Here is a 16,084-nt window from a genome sequence, read left to right on the forward strand (position 1 = left end):
GGTATAAATCCTGACATATTGTGGCTAACACTCTACCTGACCGCCGCCCCATACGCTTTGCCATGTGGGGGCAGGTCTTGTTTGAATTAACTGGCACAGAGATTTCTGTGCGCAATTAATAACTCTTTCGTGCGTAATTAAGGTAACTCGGTGAATATTCAGGCTCTTCTCTCAGATAAAGTCAGCCAGGCGCTGATTGCAGCAGGTGCTCCGGCGGAGTGCGAAGCACAAGTTCGCCAATCTGCCAAAGTGCAATTTGGCGATTATCAAGCAAACGGCGTGATGGCCGTGGCCAAAAAACTGGGTATGCAACCACGGCAACTGGCAGAAAAAGTCATTGAGCAGCTTGACCTCACCGGCATTGCCAGCAAAGTTGAAATTGCCGGCCCTGGTTTTATCAATATCTTCCTTGACCGCCAATGGGTTGCAGAAAAAGTTGAGTATGCGCTAACCGCACCGAAACTCGGCGTTGCACCGGTCGAACCGCAGACGATTGTAGTTGACTACTCAGCCCCCAATGTCGCGAAACAGATGCATGTAGGCCACCTGCGCTCAACCATTATTGGTGATGCGGCGGTACGAACTTTAGAGTTTTTAGGCCATAACGTCATTCGAGCCAACCACGTCGGTGACTGGGGCACTCAGTTCGGCATGTTGATTGCCTATTTGGAAAAAATGCAGAATGAAAATGCCAGTGATATGGGGCTATCGGATCTGGAGCTTTTCTATCAACAAGCCAAGAAAACCTATGACGAAGATGAAGAATTTGCCAAACGTGCCCGCGCTTATGTGGTGAAACTGCAAGGCGGCGATGAGTATTGCCGTGCAATGTGGCGCAAGCTGGTAGATATCACGATGGCGCAAAATCAGATTGCCTACAATCGCCTGAATGTCACCCTGACCCAAGACGACGTTATGGGTGAAAGCCTGTATAACCCAATGCTGCCGGGGATTGTCGCTGACCTGAAAGCCAAAGGATTGGCGGTCGAAAGCGAAGGTGCAACTGTTGTCTATCTGGATGAGTATAAAAATAAAGATGGCGAGCCAATGGGCGTTATCATCCAGAAAAAGGATGGCGGCTACCTCTACACCACCACAGATATCGCCTGCGCCAAATACCGCTACGAAACACTCGGGGCTGATCGCGTACTGTACTATATCGATAGCCGCCAGCATCAACATCTGATGCAAGCCTGGACTATCGTACGCAAGGCAGGGTATGTGCCCGAGTCGGTGCCATTGGAACACCATATGTTCGGCATGATGCTGGGCAAAGATGGCAAACCGTTTAAAACCCGTTCAGGTGGCACCGTTAAGTTATCCGATTTGCTGGATGAAGCCATTGAGCGTGCAGGCAAACTGATTGCCGAGAAAAACCCAGATATGCCAGCGAATGAACTCAAGCAAGTGGTTGAAGCTGTTGGTATTGGCGCGGTGAAATATGCAGATTTATCTAAAAGCCGTACCACTGACTATATCTTTGATTGGGATAACATGTTGGCACTGGATGGCAATACCGCACCTTATATGCAGTATGCTTACACCCGCGTGATATCGGTGTTTAAACGTGCCGGCATTGATGAGAGCAGCCTGACACTGCCATTGGTCATCACCGAAGAGCGTGAAGCGTCGCTGGCAACCCGCCTGTTGCAGTTTGAAGAAGTCATTACTGCCGTAGCCCGCGAAGGTACTCCGCATGTAATGTGTTCTTATCTATATGATTTGGCGGGGTTGTTCTCCAGTTTCTACGAACACTGCCAGATCCTGAATGCAGACAGCGAAGAGAGCCGTCAAAGCCGCCTTAAGCTGGCAATGTTAACGGCAAAAACATTGAAACAAGGTTTGGATACGTTGGGTATTCAGACAGTCGAACGGATGTAGTTTTTATTACGACAAAATACAAAAGGCCCCGCAGGGCCTTTTGTTATTACTGACAAATCAATGAGTTCTACGCGCAAAATCTCGCACTTTAAATCCAAGTAACGCCAGCGCCGCAAAATAGGTAATAACCCCTGCCGCTACCACTGCCGATAAGCGCAACAAGCGGTAAGCCATGCCCCCCACATCCCATTCAGGCATCACCCATAGCAACCCCAGCAGAACGACCGACATCACCACCACACCAATCACCAGTTTAGTCAGGAACACCGCCCAGCCCGGTTGCGGTTGGAAAATATTCTGCTTGCGCAACTGCCAATAAAGCAAGCTGGCATTCAGGCAAGCCCCCAGACCAATAGACAGTGATAGCCCCGCGTGTTTGAGCGGGCCGATAAAGATTAAATTCATCACCTGAGTCAATATCAACGTGATAATGGCGATTTTTACCGGTGTTTTGATGTCCTGACGGGAGTAGAACCCCGGAGCCAACACTTTTACCACAATCAGCCCCATCAGGCCGACGGAGTAAGCCACCAGCGCGCGTTGCGTCATAGCCGCATCAAAGGCGCTGAATTTACCGTATTGGAATAACGATACCGTCAGTGGTTTGGCTAAAATCCCTAGAGCCACGGCACTGGGCAGAGCCAGCAAGAAACACAGACGCAACCCCCAATCCATCAATCTGGAATATTCATCGTGGTTGCCACTGGAAAAACTCTTCGCTAACGACGGCAGTAAGATGGTGCCTAATGCCACTCCCAGCACACCCGATGGAAACTCCATCAAACGATCCGCGTAATACATCCATGAGACTGAACCTGAAACCAAGAATGAAGCAAAAATAGTGTTAATAATCAGAGATATTTGACTAACCGAAACACCGAGAATAGCAGGCCCCATTTGGCGCATCACTCGCCAGACCCCCGCATCTCGCAGTGACAGGCGTGGTAACACCAACATGCCTATCTTCTTTAAATGAGGCAGTTGATAGCCCAATTGCAGCACCCCACCCACCACCACCGCCCAGGCCAGTGCCATTACTGGCGGGTTAAAGTACGGCGCGGCAAAGAGCGCAAAACCGATCATGCTGACATTAAGGAAAGTGGGGGCAAACGCCGGTATGGAGAATCGGTTCCAGGTATTAAGAATTGCACCGACCAAGGAAGCCAGCGAGATCAACAGGATATAAGGGAATGTCACCCGTAGCAGGGCGGATGTCAGCGCAAACTTATCCGGTGTATCGGTAAAACCGGGGGCCGTGATAAAAATGACCCAAGGTGCTGCCAGCATCCCCAATACGGTGACGACAGCCAGTATCAAGGTTAACAGACCGGAGACATAAGCGATAAAAGTGCGTGTCGCCTCCTCACCCTGTTGGCTCTTATACTCCGCCAGAATCGGTACGAATGCCTGAGAGAAAGCTCCCTCGGCGAAAATGCGCCGCAGTAAGTTAGGCAATTTAAATGCCACAAAGAAGGCATCCGTTGCCATCCCTGCACCAAATACCCGCGCCACAATAGCATCACGGGCAAAGCCCAATACGCGGGAAAACATGGTCATGGAACTGACCGCAGCCAGTGATTTAAGTAGATTCATAGATTTTTCTGCTGGGCTTCTGATCTGTCTGTAGACCTGTTTTCGATCTGTTTTTTAAAATACGCCGTAAACACTCACACCTGCGCACAGCAGGCATCATATTTACCCAATGCTGGCTACACCGATGGAAGCGAGCCTAAGGCTGTTTTAGAACAGGCGTCAGTTTACGTATCCGCACATAAATAGCCACCGCAAGGTGTAACAGATTGCTGATACCAATAGGCTTTTCAGCCGGTGTGATTGCGCCCGTTATCCTTCGACGTGCTGTTGTAGGATTCGCTCAATCATGCGTTGTGCGTAAATGGCTTCCTCACCTGAAACCTGTGGTGCCGTTTGGTTACTGGCAGCGGTAATAAAGTGATGCACTGCGCCAGTAAAGCCCCGCTGCTCTAGTGTGGTTTGCCAGCCAGGGACGGGGAGATTGATGACCTGCCCCTCAGACTCCTGTTGCCATTGGCGCATATCCGTAACCTGATAGCAGGCACCGCGACTGACCGCGTGCACACTTTCACGCTGAGTTCCAGCCTGACGATGCATACTGGTGGTGATCAGGCAGTCAGCCTGCTGAAAATGATGTTCGGCATACAGCATCTGCCCTTGGGCATTAACCTGTACTCGCCCAGTACCCAGTTTTGCGCCTGCGCCACCTAACCACAATGCCGTATCGACCACATGCAGGTAATCATCAATCAGGGTAAAGCGGGCATCATTTGGCCCGATGCTATCTTGACGATGCTTCTCCATTCGCAGTGAGGCCGGGGTGACCAAGCCTTGCTTAAGCTGTTGATATAAAGGTGCAAAACGGCGATTAAAACCCACCATCAGCGCCAAATGCTGTTTAGCGGCCAGTTGAATCAATTGTTCGGACTGGTCAAGTGTTTCAGCTAATGGCTTATCAACATAGACATGCTTGCCCGCTTGCAGTAACGCCCTCACCACCTGAAAGTGACTGGTGGTACTGCTGTGGACAAAGACAGCATCACAATCAGCGGCTAACGTGTCCAACCGTGAGAAATAGCGCATCCGGTAGCTGTCGCAGACGGGTTGCGCTTTGACCTGATTGGGGGAAAATGCCCCAACCAACTGCCAGTCTCGTGCTTGCGTCAGGATAGGTAAATAGGCCTTTTGCGCAATGCCACCCAGCCCCACAATACCAATCCTTATCTTTTTGCCCACAGCTAACGTTTTTATCAAATTCATATCAATCATCCAGTTGGAGCAGCACTTCATCCAGGCGGCGAGTCAGTGCAGTGACCTGCTGCTCAAGCTGGGCAACTCTGGCTTCAAGACTATTTACGCTGCTTTTATCGCCCTCATCTACGGCCGGAGCTGGAGCCACATCGCCACTGAATAAATGCATAAAGCGGCTTTCACGCTTACCCGGTTCACGCGCCAAACGCACCACAAATGGCCCATCTTCACGCAGTGACAATTGGGTCAGTACCGCCTCCGTTTCTGCTACATCAGCAAACTCGTACATCCGGCTGGTGCGGGTGCGTAACTCACCCGGTGTCTGTGCGCCACGTAATAATAGGGTGGTCATTACCGCAACTTCGGCAGGAGAGAATTTGAGATTGCCAAATTCAGAATTGCAAAAACGCTGCTCGTACTTCATTACCCGGTTGCCGCTTTGGGTGCGGATAAGATGCTTTTTCAACAGAAAATCCAGCGTTTGCTGCACTTCTGTGTCGGATAACTCCATCACCGGTTCACGGTTGGTTTTCTGATTACAGGCGATGGTTACGCCATTGAGCGACATCGGATATTGCTCTGGCGTTGTCACTTGCTTTTCCAGCAAACTACCGATAACTCTGGCTTCCTGGGCGTTTAAAATATGTTTCATCCTGACCTCAGCGAGTTGGCGTCCATTCTTGGTGAGTCAAAGCCGTCAGCACATGATCGCGCCACTGGCCATCAATCAATAAATAATCTTTGGCATAACCTTCGCGCTCAAACCCCAAACGTTCCAGTAAGCTGCCACTGCGATGATTATGCGGCATATAATTCGCCATAATACGGTGCATCCGCTCTTGCCGCTGCATATAACGAATCAACGGTTGCAGTGCTTCAAACATTAACCCCTGCCCCTGCCAGCGCTCACCCAGCGAATAACCGAGAAAACAGGCATGAAACGAGCCGCGCAATATGTTGCTAAAATTAGCCACGCCACGCACCTCTTTTTCTTCTGGGTCTAGCAGAATAAAGTAATAAGCACTGCCCTGCTTTTGCAGTTCCATAATCATGCCCAAGCGCGCTTGCCAGCCCGAAGGCATACAATGACTTTGATCACGCACCGGTTCCCACGGTTTGAGAAATGCCTGATTCTCCGCGTAATACTCCGCCATTCGGTAGGCATCACGTTCATGAACCAGCCGCAGTGACATACGATCCGTCGTCAGGCGTATTTTAGGTATTGCTGAATGATAGCCGAACATCTGCTCCCCTTGGGCTGCACGCGGTACTCAACGGAACCGAAATCTGTTTTGATCAATATACCTGCTGCAAGGGCACGGCGTAAAATGCCCTTTATCGCCTGTTACCATTAAAAACCATAAATTCAAACATTGAACGGCTAAAACCGTATTTTATTATGAAACAGTCGATGAGGTAACGTATTGACGATAAAAAATATTATCTGTCTACCCTCTATCGTTTCTATCAATTTCGGTACAAACTATAAGCGTGATTTGTATCCCCCTTCTTCTGATTTCTGACGGTGAAGCATGGCTTTGGTATCACAGGCTCGCAGCTTGGGTAAGTATTTCTTATTGCTTGATAACTTGTTAGTTGTGTTGGGCTTTTTTGTCGTTTTCCCACTCATTTCCATCCGGTTTGTCGATCAACTTGGCTGGGCAGCGGTCATTGTTGGCCTTGCTTTGGGGTTGAGACAACTTGTACAGCAAGGATTAGGCATCTTCGGCGGCGCAATTGCTGACCGGTTCGGTGCCAAACCGATGATAGTCACCGGTATGTTGATGCGAGCCGCCGGATTTGCTTTTATGGCGATGGCAAATGAGCCTTGGATATTGTTGCTCTCCTGTGCGCTCTCAGGGTTAGGCGGCACGCTGTTTGACCCACCGCGCACCGCGCTGGTAATTAAGCTGACCCGCCCGCATGAACGTGGCCGTTTTTACTCTCTGCTCATGATGCAAGACAGCGCCGGCGCGGTGATTGGCGCATTGATTGGTAGCTGGCTGCTGCAATACGACTTCCACTTTGTTTGCTGGACTGGCGCGGTTATTTTCGTCTTAGCTGCGGGCTGGAATCTGTGGTTACTCCCCGCATATCGCATATCTACCGTGCGTGCGCCGATGAAAGAGGGCCTAATGCGGGTGCTGCGTGATCGCCGCTTTGTCACTTACGTCTTGACACTCACGGGCTACTATATGTTGTCAGTACAAGTGATGCTGATGCTGCCTATCGTGGTCAATGAAGTCGCCGGATCGCCGGCCTCGGTAAAATGGATGTACGCGATTGAAGCCGCACTGTCACTGACGTTGCTATACCCGATTGCCCGATGGAGTGAAAAACGTTTTCGCCTGGAGCAACGTTTGATGTTCGGGCTACTGATCATGACGTTAAGCCTATTCCCAATTGGCCTGATTACCCATTTACAAACGTTATTTATGTTTATCTGCTTCTTCTATATGGGTTCCATTATCGCTGAACCGGCGCGTGAAACCCTCAGTGCGTCTCTGGCGGATTCCCGTGCTCGTGGCAGCTATATGGGCTTTAGTCGCCTTGGCCTGGCACTGGGTGGCGCATTAGGCTATACCGGCGGGGGGTGGATGTACGATACTGGCCGAACACTGGAAATGCCAGAATTGCCGTGGTTCCTGCTGGGGGTTATCGGCTTGATTACGTTGGTAGGGCTTTACTGGCAATTTAATCAGCGGCGCATTGAGTCTGCCATGTTGAGCGGCAGCTAGCCATTTAGATACCAGCGGGCACGGTTTCTCTGGGATCTCCCCCGCAGTTAACTGATTCAGGGTTATCCGATTGGCAGAGCCAATTTCTTGTCGCACTATTCGCCGCCACAACACAACCGTAGCTGAACAAACACGGTTAATAATACAAAATGACAAACTTACCGGTTACTATTGGCTAAGTTTATCTGTTTGAATAGTGCTTATTGCCATGAGGTTTTAATGAATAAATTGATGTGGGGCGCTGCTGCGCTGATCGTGACAACCACACTGGTCGGCTGCAATCAACTGACTCAGTACACCTTGAGCGAGCAGGAAGTCAATGAATATCTGCAAAAACATAATAACTATGAAAAGCAGATTGGCATTCCTGGGCTGGTTGACGCTCATATCACCCTGACACAGTTACAGAGCCAGATTGGTCGTGCTGAACCGGGCAAAGTGACGTTAACCGGTAATGCGAAAGTGGATATCACCTCGATCCTCGGCCCGCAGAGTGCGGATATGACGCTGACATTAAAAGCGCAGCCGATATTTGATCGTGAAAAAGGAGCTATTTTCCTGAAAAACATGGAGTTAACCGATTACACCGTCAAACCGGAAAAAATGGACTCGGTAATGAAAGCGTTAACGCCCTATCTGAACCAATCGTTGAAATCCTACTTTGATCAGCAACCCGCCTACGTACTGGACGCCGATAAGAGTAAAGCTGAAGGCATGGCGAAAAAACTGGCTAAGGGTTTAGAAGTGAAACCGGGCCAATTAGTCATCCCCCTGACTGACTAGCAGCACGGCTTGTCTACAAGATAAAGATTGATACATCCTCACGTATTGGCGTTACCGTCTGGCTGCAAACCAATAAACCCCGAATCACTGACTCAAGTCAGTGATTCGGGTGAATGAGAGTGGCTAACGCCGTTGCAGCATCAAGCAGGAAGGGTATCTTCTGATAACTCATCCCACATTGCTTGCAACGCTTCACGGCTCAACTGCGCCAAGGTACGGTAGAAACCCGTGGTGGCGTGGGCTTCAACTTTGCCAAGAAAACGGCCACACCAAGGCAATAAATACTCGCTAAATAAGAGGGTTTGTGCCAAAACTTCGTCCTCAGCCGCCTGATCTTCCAGCCACGAGGCTGCCAGCAATAAGCCGCCAAAATGGTCCGTTGGACCGTCACCTAGTGGCATCCCGCGTTGTTGCAAAAACGCGCGGATTTCTGCTTCTGGGGGTGCGTCTTCATAATCAGAGCCATAAGGTGAGACACTGCATTCCTCCCCGACAAACAAGGCGCGGTAATCAGCGATTAACGCCGCTGGCTGGTATTCCCGTTGTAGACGCGCCAACAGCTCACCTTGCTCCAACGGCCAATGCTGTTCCAACTTGCCTTCGCTTACCAGTGCAAACAGCGGCTCAAGCAGTGGATCTTGTGGCTGACGGTAGAACAGTGAACCAAGCACCCGGCAAACCAGTGAAAAATCATTCATTTACATCTTCCTGTGTTCTATTTATTTTTGTATAAGTCTAACGGTGACAACGTCACATAATAGGTTATAAATCAGCTAATTCAGCAATTGCAGGGCGACCGCGTTGTTCAAGGTAATTCAGTAGACGACGCGGGCTAACATTTAGGACACGCTCTTGCGGGAAATTCACTTCATCAATAATGCGTTCACAATGTTCAAAAACCCCTAATGAATAAGCAATATGGGAATCAGACCCTAACGCCAACCAACCCCCGGCATCCCGCACCGCTTGGGCAATTGCGCGGCAATTCGCTTCGCTGCCCTTTCGGGAATGCGAGAAAGATGAGTTGTTTAATTCCAGAGCCACATCATATTTGGCAGCGGCTGCGGCAATGGCCTGAATATCAACCGGGTATTTAGGGTTACCGGGGTGACTGATAATATGCACATGACCTTGCGCCATGGTGGCAATCATTGCCTGCGTATTGGCGGCTCTGTCTTGCGGCGGGAATACCGGCTCATGGAAACCAGCAATAAGCAGATCGACCGCGTCCAGCATCGGGCCGGTACAATCAATATCACCGTCCAGATTCTTAATATTGGCTTCGATACCTCGCAAAATACCCACCCCATCGACCAGACGTGGCCACACCCGCATATTCATAAAATGCCAGTAATGCGGCGCATCAGCCATATCGGGGCCATGATCAGTAATGGCAAACAGTTTGATATTTTTCAGTTTGGCTTCGGCGATATAATCGTGCAGGGTACTGTAAGCGTGGGTACTGGCAACAGTATGCATATGTAAATCAACAGGATACATGACTACTCCACAAAGTCTTTTAAGGAGAGAAGGCTTTTTTGCAGGCAAAGCATTGTTCGCTAATGATAGCAGGAATTCTTCTCATCGGCTGAGCTAAAAAAGTGGTTTTGCCTGATTGCCCCTTCCCCTTAGCGGCAAAAATGCCCCCATGATATTTCACGTTTTATATGTGTTGGGAGCCTTTCTACCGCTCAAATTATTTAGAGTATACGCCTTAAATCAGTAACCTCGAGCCACATCAACTAACCCGACCGGCTCCCTACCCGCCTCAATTGCCTGAATATTGGCCACCACCTGATCCATTGCTATTTCAGGTAACGTTATTGCGGCTATATGCGGTGTGAGGGTAATCCGTGGATGAGTCCAGAAAGGGTGCATTGGCGGTAATGGCTCTTCAGCAAACACATCCAATGTGGCAGCAGCGACCTTCCCTACCTGCATCGCAGCTAATAAATCGCACTCCAATAAATGCGCACCACGAGCAACATTGATCACATAAGCATTGGCGTTCAACTGCGAGAACAGCGGCTGGTTCAGTATTCCGGCTGTTTCTGGTGTATTGGGTAGCAGATTAATCAGCAATTGGGTCCCCTTGAGGAATGCGGGCAACTGCTCATGACCAGCAAAGCTGCCCACACCATCAATATTTTTCGCGGTGCGGCTCCAACAGCGAACGGTAAAACCGAACTCAGTCAGTTTTTGGGCAACGCTCTTGCCTAATACTCCAGCCCCTAAGATTCCCACCGTGAATTGATCATGGTGATGAGGTTGTAATGGTTGCCAGAGCTTTTGCTGTTGTTGCAATTGATATTCATCCATCCGACGAAAATAACGCAGGGTGCAACCCACAACATATTCCTGCATTTGCAATGACATACCGGTATCTTCCAGCCGTATTAGTGGTACACCTGCCGGTAATATACCAGGGTGGCGGCGTTGTTGACCCAAAATGGCATCGACACCGGCACCCAACGCAAAAATGCCTTTCAACGCAACTCGATTAGCCAACATTTCATGAGGCGGTTGCCAGACCAGCGCATAGTCGGCAGGCAGAGAATCACCGCGCCGCCACTGCCTGACCTTAGCCTCCGGCAGGCGAGACTGTATGCCAGACAACCACTGTTTTGCTTCAAAAAACGGGTGATAAAAAATAATGTTCATGATTTGTCAGCTCCTTGCGAAAGTACCGGTTAGATTTCCGCGCTTTATCGTGAGATGCAAGCGCTACAAGCAAGAAATGTCGATGAAATCAGCAAATTGCTGCAACTTTGACTCAATAGAATTAAAGCGGGTAGAAGAGGGTTGACGCTGGACGCACTTTTGCCTACATTACGCCGGTCAGCGGTTGTATACCGCTAAACGATATTGCAGTACCACGGTGAGGTGTCTGAGTGGCTGAAGGAGCACGCCTGGAAAGTGTGTATACGCGTAAGCGTATCGAGGGTTCGAACCCCTCCCTCACCGCCATATTTAGCCAGTAGATAGATTTCTTCGCAGTAAAGAAGCCTTTGGGCAGCCAAAAAAAACGGCAACCGGTAACAAGCCTGGTTAATACCAGAGCCTGTTCGCTGGATTGCCGTTTTTTGTTTTCTTGATAACCCTTTCCTTAAAAAGGCCCATAGGCCAAAATCATTTTCCCTGAGCATGAAACAATAAATATCAATCTAGCCATTGCCTCATAAGACCACTATTAATTGATTATATTGAGAACTGAAAAAAGTGCTACAAATAAGGTGGAGAACATTTCAATTATTTTACATTCGCCAGCGAGGCTAAGATGAAAATAAAAAAATTATATTGCATTACCTTACTATTAGCGCTGTATATCAGCCCATTATCAGCATCTCCATTAATTGTAGCTCATCGAGGGGGAACCGCCGACTTTCCAGAGAATACACACGATGGCATTAGTCACGCTATATTAAATAAAGCTGATATAATTTGGATCACCGTTCAACTCACTAAAGATGGTGCCCTTGTGCTGTATCGACCCACAGATTTAAAGGAGTTAACTGACGGTAACGGCCCTATTTCAGGCCATTCTTGGGAAGAATTACAGCAATTAGATGCAGCCTATCACTTTAAACGTGATGGCCATTATTCTTACCGTGGCCGCGGAATTAAGATCCCTTCATTACATCAAATACTTTTGTCATTCCCGAAAACTAGATTTTTTATAGATATAAAATCTCCTGATGCAGACCCTGAAGTAATAGTAAGTGTCATAACAGAACTAAGAGAGAGCATTCTTTCATCTAACAGAATTACCTTCTATTCTACTGAGAAAAAATATCTGAATGCCTTACCTGATTATATTAATAAGTTTGAGCCACGCAATAAAACCCGCAAGGTTTTAGCAAATGCTGTTATGGCCAATAAATGCATTCTTACCAAGAGCTGGAGTGATGGACATACCCGCCGTAAAAATAAGCTTTATGCATTTGAATTAAAGCGTGATGTGAAAGTTATAGAGACATTTACACTTGGCAAAGGAACGACGCGGACGCAGTTAGTTTGGAATCAACAGGCAATGGACTGTTTCAAAGAAAGTGGCGACGTAAAAGTTTTGCTGATCGGTATAAATTCTGCCGAAGATTATCGGATAGCTAAAGAGCTGGGAGCCGATTATGTCATGGTCGACTCCCCACAACAGGCAAGAATATGGCGTTAAACCCACCTGATTTGTCTGTGATTTACACTATCTGCGCGCAGAATAACCAGATGGTTGATAACGAATAAATACTGCTTGACCCGCAAGCCGCCAATCCCTATAGTACCGCCCCGTTGCAGTGCTTAGCGTTGTGACGTAACGGTGAGGTGTCTGAGTGGCTGAAGGAGCACGCCTGGAAAGTGTGTATACGCGTAAGCGTATCGAGGGTTCGAACCCCTCTCTCACCGCCATATTCGAGCAAAAGGCTCTGACGAAAGTCAGGGCCTTTTTCTTTGCCAGATTTGCCAGAAATTCTGATTCCAGTCATTGCTATGAGCGCCGCCGCCTTTCTTCCCGAAAATGACGGTCACCCAGTGGCGAGAATGGCATTAACCGGCTATATACCACCTGATTACGTCCCTGCCGCTTCGCCTGATAAAGCGCTTCATCAGTCATTTTCAGTGCTTTCAACATCGACATTCCGGGTAGATAAAGTGACGCACCAATGGAGATCGTGGCTTTTATCTTGCGCCCATCAGGTAATAACACGTCTAAACTCTCAACCCGTTCGCGGATACGTTCAGCCACTGATTTAATGGTTTGTGGATCATAGCTGCGAGTAATAACGATAAATTCTTCACCGCCATATCGCCCAATGAAATCCTCATCGCGCACGGCATGACTCAGCAATGCCCCAACGGTCGTCAACACAATATCACCGCAATCATGGCCATAAGTATCATTAATCGACTTAAAATGGTCGATATCCAAAATCATCAATCCGCAAGCCTGACGGCGGTTATGAATCGTTGCCAGCCGATAATCAGCACTTGCCCGATTATTTAACTGAGTTAACTTATCGATATTGGCCCGATCTTTCATCGTAAAGTAGGTGTAAATATGACGTTCTTTGAAATCTAGCGCGTGATAACAGATGGCCAGACAAAGAGCAGAAATAAACTGATAGATAATAATCTGTGTCCAGATCAGTTCATGTTTGACGATTAAAGCAGCGACAGCAATGTGGTAAATAGCAATTAATATAATGGCTATATAAAATATATGGTTACTTTTTCGTTCCCATACACGAAATAACACCAGTGGAATAAATACTATTGTTATTAATACGTTATCTAGCGTAACCCAACTGGTAAAGGAGACGTTGATCAGTATCGCTGTCAGCCCACTTAACCAACCGCCATAGAATGTGACCAAAACAATAGGGATCAACTCAAAACTGTAGAAAAACGAACCAGAGATTACCCATTGATCCTGATTAAGATAAAGGGAAACCAGCCCTGATACGAGGCCGTATACAATACGTTTCCAGACCTCACCGTTATAGGAAAAAGGGCTGTTTTTACTTAATGCAAAATAGCTTATAGACAGGGTTGCGTAGGTCACGCAAGCATCTCTGTACAATGCAAAAAGAGAGTCTAATTCGCTCATGGCGTCGCATTAGCCTTGTGAATTTCCAACGTAGGAGTTACCTGACATTGATAGTTCTGATTGATCAGTAAAATTAAATCTGATTTTACGTTGAATTTATTCATCCGCAGCCTCGAACATTTAGCACCTACATTTGAGATGGTTTCTAACCTATATCTTAGCCGTGAGATAGGCTTTATTCTTGAATAATTTCATTATGAGACCGCCCTTCTCTTTCATCTAACAAGATATATCCGAATTACGACCTGATAACCGTATTCAGTAACTTGGCTCGCCAAGCTGTTCTCATGATATTTTCCGCTATTGAGATAAAAAAGGCAGGGTAAGCGCGATAACAAGCACTTTTAATTAAGCAACGAGGGTAAATTTGGTTGCCAGCTATGAATCTGTTCAAATATGCAGCCTTGCAAAACGGATAGTTATCTAAATATTCGGTAGAGATTGATATACATCTAGATCTCTTGTCGTGAATAGGCGTATCGTTGTTGTCTGCTACTCGAGACGGACCCCTACTGGCCCGCCATTTATTTTGTCTTTTCTTTATTTGGTTTGTACCTTAATGAAAACGCACGGAATCAACGGCATTAGGCCGTTCAGCGCACTTATTGATGCTTGCTGGCGGGAAACCTATACACTTCAAAGACTTATTAAAGATGTAATTGCCGGTATCACCGTCGGTATCATTGCAATCCCATTGGCTATGGCACTGGCGATTGCCAGCGGTGTCCCCCCCCAATATGGTCTATATACCTCGGCTATCGCCGGTATAGTCATTGCGGTCACCGGTGGCTCGCGATATAGCGTATCCGGCCCGACCGCCGCTTTTGTGGTTATTCTTTATCCCGTTTCACAGCAGTTTGGTTTAGCGGGCTTATTACTGGCAACCTTGATCTCCGGCATATTTCTACTCTGCATGGGGCTGGGGAAACTTGGCCGTTTGATTGAATATATTCCGCTGCCCGTAACGCTGGGTTTTACTTCCGGCATTGGCATCACGATTGCCACTATGCAGATCAAAGATTTCTTTGGCCTGCATCTGACAGAAGTACCGGAAAATTATGTCGGTAAGGTGATGGCATTGGCGCGAGCGCTGCCAACCATCAATCTCAGTGATACTTTAATTGCTACCGTCACACTGCTGGTATTGATTCTCTGGCCTCGTCTGAAGTTAAAGTTACCGGGTCACTTACCTGCACTGGTCGCGGGGGCTGCGGTGATGGCCGTATTATCGCTGTTTGATAGTCAAGTGGCGACTATCGGCTCACGCTTTGGCTACCTGCTAGCCGATGGCACACAGGGCCACGGTATCCCACCTATCCTGCCGCAATTTGTTCTGCCGTGGAATTTACCTGCGGCCAACGGTCAGCCCTTTGTATTAAATTGGGCCACCGTTTCTGCATTGCTACCTGCCGCGTTTTCGATGGCGGTACTGGGCGCAATTGAGTCATTACTCTGTGCAGTGGTTCTGGATGGCATGACCGGGCAGAAGCATCACTCAAACAGTGAATTAGTCGGTCAGGGGTTGGGTAATATGGTGGCCCCCTTCTTTGGTGGGATTACCGCCACGGCCGCCATTGCACGTTCTGCCGCCAACGTGCGTGCCGGTGCTACATCGCCAGTATCCGCCATTATTCACGCGCTATTGGTGCTGCTGGCGTTGCTGGTTCTGGCTCCGATGCTGTCATATCTGCCGTTAGCGGCGATGGCCTCTTTGTTGCTGATTGTCGCCTGGAATATGAGCGAGGCGCATAAAGTGGTCGATCTACTCCGGCGTGCGCCCAAAGATGACATTATCGTGATGTTACTGTGCATGAGTTTGACGGTGTTGTTCGACATGGTGATTGCCATCACCGTTGGGATAGTGCTGGCATCACTGCTGTTTATGCGGCGAATTGCACGAATGACACGGCTAAGTGAGATCCCCGCCGCCGTTGATGCGCATACATTGGTATTACGCGTTAACGGGCCGTTATTCTTTGCCGCTGCCGAACGAATATTCAATGAGCTGCTGTGCCGTTGCGAGGATTACGACACGATTATTCTGCAATGGGATGCGGTACCTGTACTTGATGCAGGTGGCCTGAATGCGTTCCTGCGCTTCACTGAGGCATTGAAAGAACACCAGCAACTGCTTATCACCGATATCCCGTTCCAGCCACTGAAGACGCTGGCAAGAGCACGGGTGAAGCCTATTGAAGGCAAACTGAGCTTCTATGGTTCGCTGCCGGAAGCATTGGCAGTATTACAGGCAAAATAAGCTGTTCCGCGATCAAAAAAGGCAGCGTCAATCGCTGCCTTT

13 protein-coding genes and 2 tRNA genes are annotated in these 16,084 nt (G+C 48.4%); 7 read left to right on the forward strand and 8 right to left on the reverse strand.

Annotated elements, in window-relative coordinates:
- The first annotated feature begins 150 nt into the window (after nucleotides 1–150).
- Complete coding sequence (gene argS / locus AT01_RS02965) at nucleotides 151–1,881, forward strand: arginine--tRNA ligase (protein ID WP_042546021.1); 1,731 nt, start codon at nucleotides 151–153, stop codon at nucleotides 1,879–1,881.
- A gap of 57 nt (nucleotides 1,882–1,938) precedes the next feature.
- On the opposite strand, the gene murJ is transcribed toward argS, so the two are convergent.
- The 4 genes from murJ to rimJ form a co-directional block, all read right to left on the reverse strand.
- Entirely contained in the window at nucleotides 1,939–3,474 is a 1,536-nt protein-coding gene (gene murJ, locus AT01_RS02970; protein ID WP_042546022.1) for a murein biosynthesis integral membrane protein MurJ, read from the reverse strand.
- Nucleotides 3,475–3,723: 249 nt separating this feature from the next.
- On the reverse strand, nucleotides 3,724–4,674 hold the full coding sequence (locus tag AT01_RS02975; RefSeq protein ID WP_082039531.1) for a Gfo/Idh/MocA family protein: 951 nt from the start codon (nucleotides 4,672–4,674) through the stop codon (nucleotides 3,724–3,726).
- Between the two features lies 1 nt (nucleotide 4,675).
- On the reverse strand, nucleotides 4,676–5,317 hold the full coding sequence (locus AT01_RS02980) for a YceH family protein (RefSeq protein ID WP_042546024.1): 642 nt from the start codon (nucleotides 5,315–5,317) through the stop codon (nucleotides 4,676–4,678).
- A gap of 7 nt (nucleotides 5,318–5,324) precedes the next feature.
- Entirely contained in the window at nucleotides 5,325–5,909 is a 585-nt protein-coding gene (rimJ, locus tag AT01_RS02985) for a ribosomal protein S5-alanine N-acetyltransferase (RefSeq protein WP_042546025.1), read from the reverse strand.
- A 288-nt stretch (nucleotides 5,910–6,197) separates the two neighbouring features.
- On the opposite strand from rimJ, the gene mdtH reads away from it, so the two are divergent.
- Both mdtH and AT01_RS02995 read left to right on the forward strand, forming a co-directional pair.
- Entirely contained in the window at nucleotides 6,198–7,403 is a 1,206-nt protein-coding gene (gene mdtH / locus AT01_RS02990; RefSeq protein ID WP_004698981.1) for a multidrug efflux MFS transporter MdtH, read from the forward strand.
- 219 nt (nucleotides 7,404–7,622) lie between these two features.
- Entirely contained in the window at nucleotides 7,623–8,186 is a 564-nt protein-coding gene (locus tag AT01_RS02995; protein ID WP_042546026.1) for a lipoprotein, read from the forward strand.
- A 140-nt stretch (nucleotides 8,187–8,326) separates the two neighbouring features.
- Here the strand turns inward: AT01_RS02995 and AT01_RS03000 are convergent, their stop codons facing one another.
- The 3 genes from AT01_RS03000 to ghrA form a co-directional block, all read right to left on the reverse strand.
- Nucleotides 8,327–8,884, reverse strand: coding sequence for a TorD/DmsD family molecular chaperone (locus tag AT01_RS03000; protein WP_042546027.1), 558 nt, complete (start codon nucleotides 8,882–8,884; stop codon nucleotides 8,327–8,329).
- Between the two features lie 64 nt (nucleotides 8,885–8,948).
- The gene (locus AT01_RS03005; protein WP_004698975.1) at nucleotides 8,949–9,686 is read right to left on the reverse strand and encodes a phosphatase; all 738 of its coding nucleotides are present in this window, start codon (nucleotides 9,684–9,686) and stop codon (nucleotides 8,949–8,951) included.
- A gap of 219 nt (nucleotides 9,687–9,905) precedes the next feature.
- On the reverse strand, nucleotides 9,906–10,847 hold the full coding sequence (gene ghrA / locus AT01_RS03010) for a glyoxylate/hydroxypyruvate reductase GhrA (protein WP_042546028.1): 942 nt from the start codon (nucleotides 10,845–10,847) through the stop codon (nucleotides 9,906–9,908).
- A 216-nt stretch (nucleotides 10,848–11,063) separates the two neighbouring features.
- Here ghrA and AT01_RS03015 point away from each other — a divergent pair.
- The 3 genes from AT01_RS03015 (at nucleotide 11,064) to AT01_RS03025 (ending at nucleotide 12,587) form a co-directional block, all read left to right on the forward strand.
- Nucleotides 11,064–11,153: transfer RNA gene (locus AT01_RS03015), tRNA-Ser, on the forward strand.
- 310 nt (nucleotides 11,154–11,463) lie between these two features.
- Nucleotides 11,464–12,357 carry a glycerophosphodiester phosphodiesterase family protein gene (locus AT01_RS03020; RefSeq protein ID WP_042546029.1) on the forward strand — a complete coding sequence of 298 codons (894 nt, stop codon included), beginning with the start codon at nucleotides 11,464–11,466 and terminating at the stop codon, nucleotides 12,355–12,357.
- Nucleotides 12,358–12,497: 140 nt separating this feature from the next.
- Nucleotides 12,498–12,587 (forward strand) — tRNA-Ser (locus tag AT01_RS03025).
- A 79-nt stretch (nucleotides 12,588–12,666) separates the two neighbouring features.
- On the opposite strand, the gene AT01_RS03030 is transcribed toward AT01_RS03025, so the two are convergent.
- On the reverse strand, nucleotides 12,667–13,785 hold the full coding sequence (locus AT01_RS03030; RefSeq protein WP_042546030.1) for a GGDEF domain-containing protein: 1,119 nt from the start codon (nucleotides 13,783–13,785) through the stop codon (nucleotides 12,667–12,669).
- Nucleotides 13,786–14,344: 559 nt separating this feature from the next.
- Between AT01_RS03030 and dauA the strand changes: the two genes are divergently transcribed.
- Nucleotides 14,345–16,042: a C4-dicarboxylic acid transporter DauA gene (gene dauA / locus AT01_RS03035; protein ID WP_042546031.1), complete on the forward strand. Its 1,698-nt coding sequence runs from the start codon at nucleotides 14,345–14,347 to the stop codon at nucleotides 16,040–16,042.
- The last annotated feature ends 42 nt before the right edge of the window (nucleotides 16,043–16,084 follow it).

Source organism: Yersinia aldovae 670-83 (assembly GCF_000834395.1).
Taxonomy (GTDB): domain Bacteria; phylum Pseudomonadota; class Gammaproteobacteria; order Enterobacterales; family Enterobacteriaceae; genus Yersinia; species Yersinia aldovae.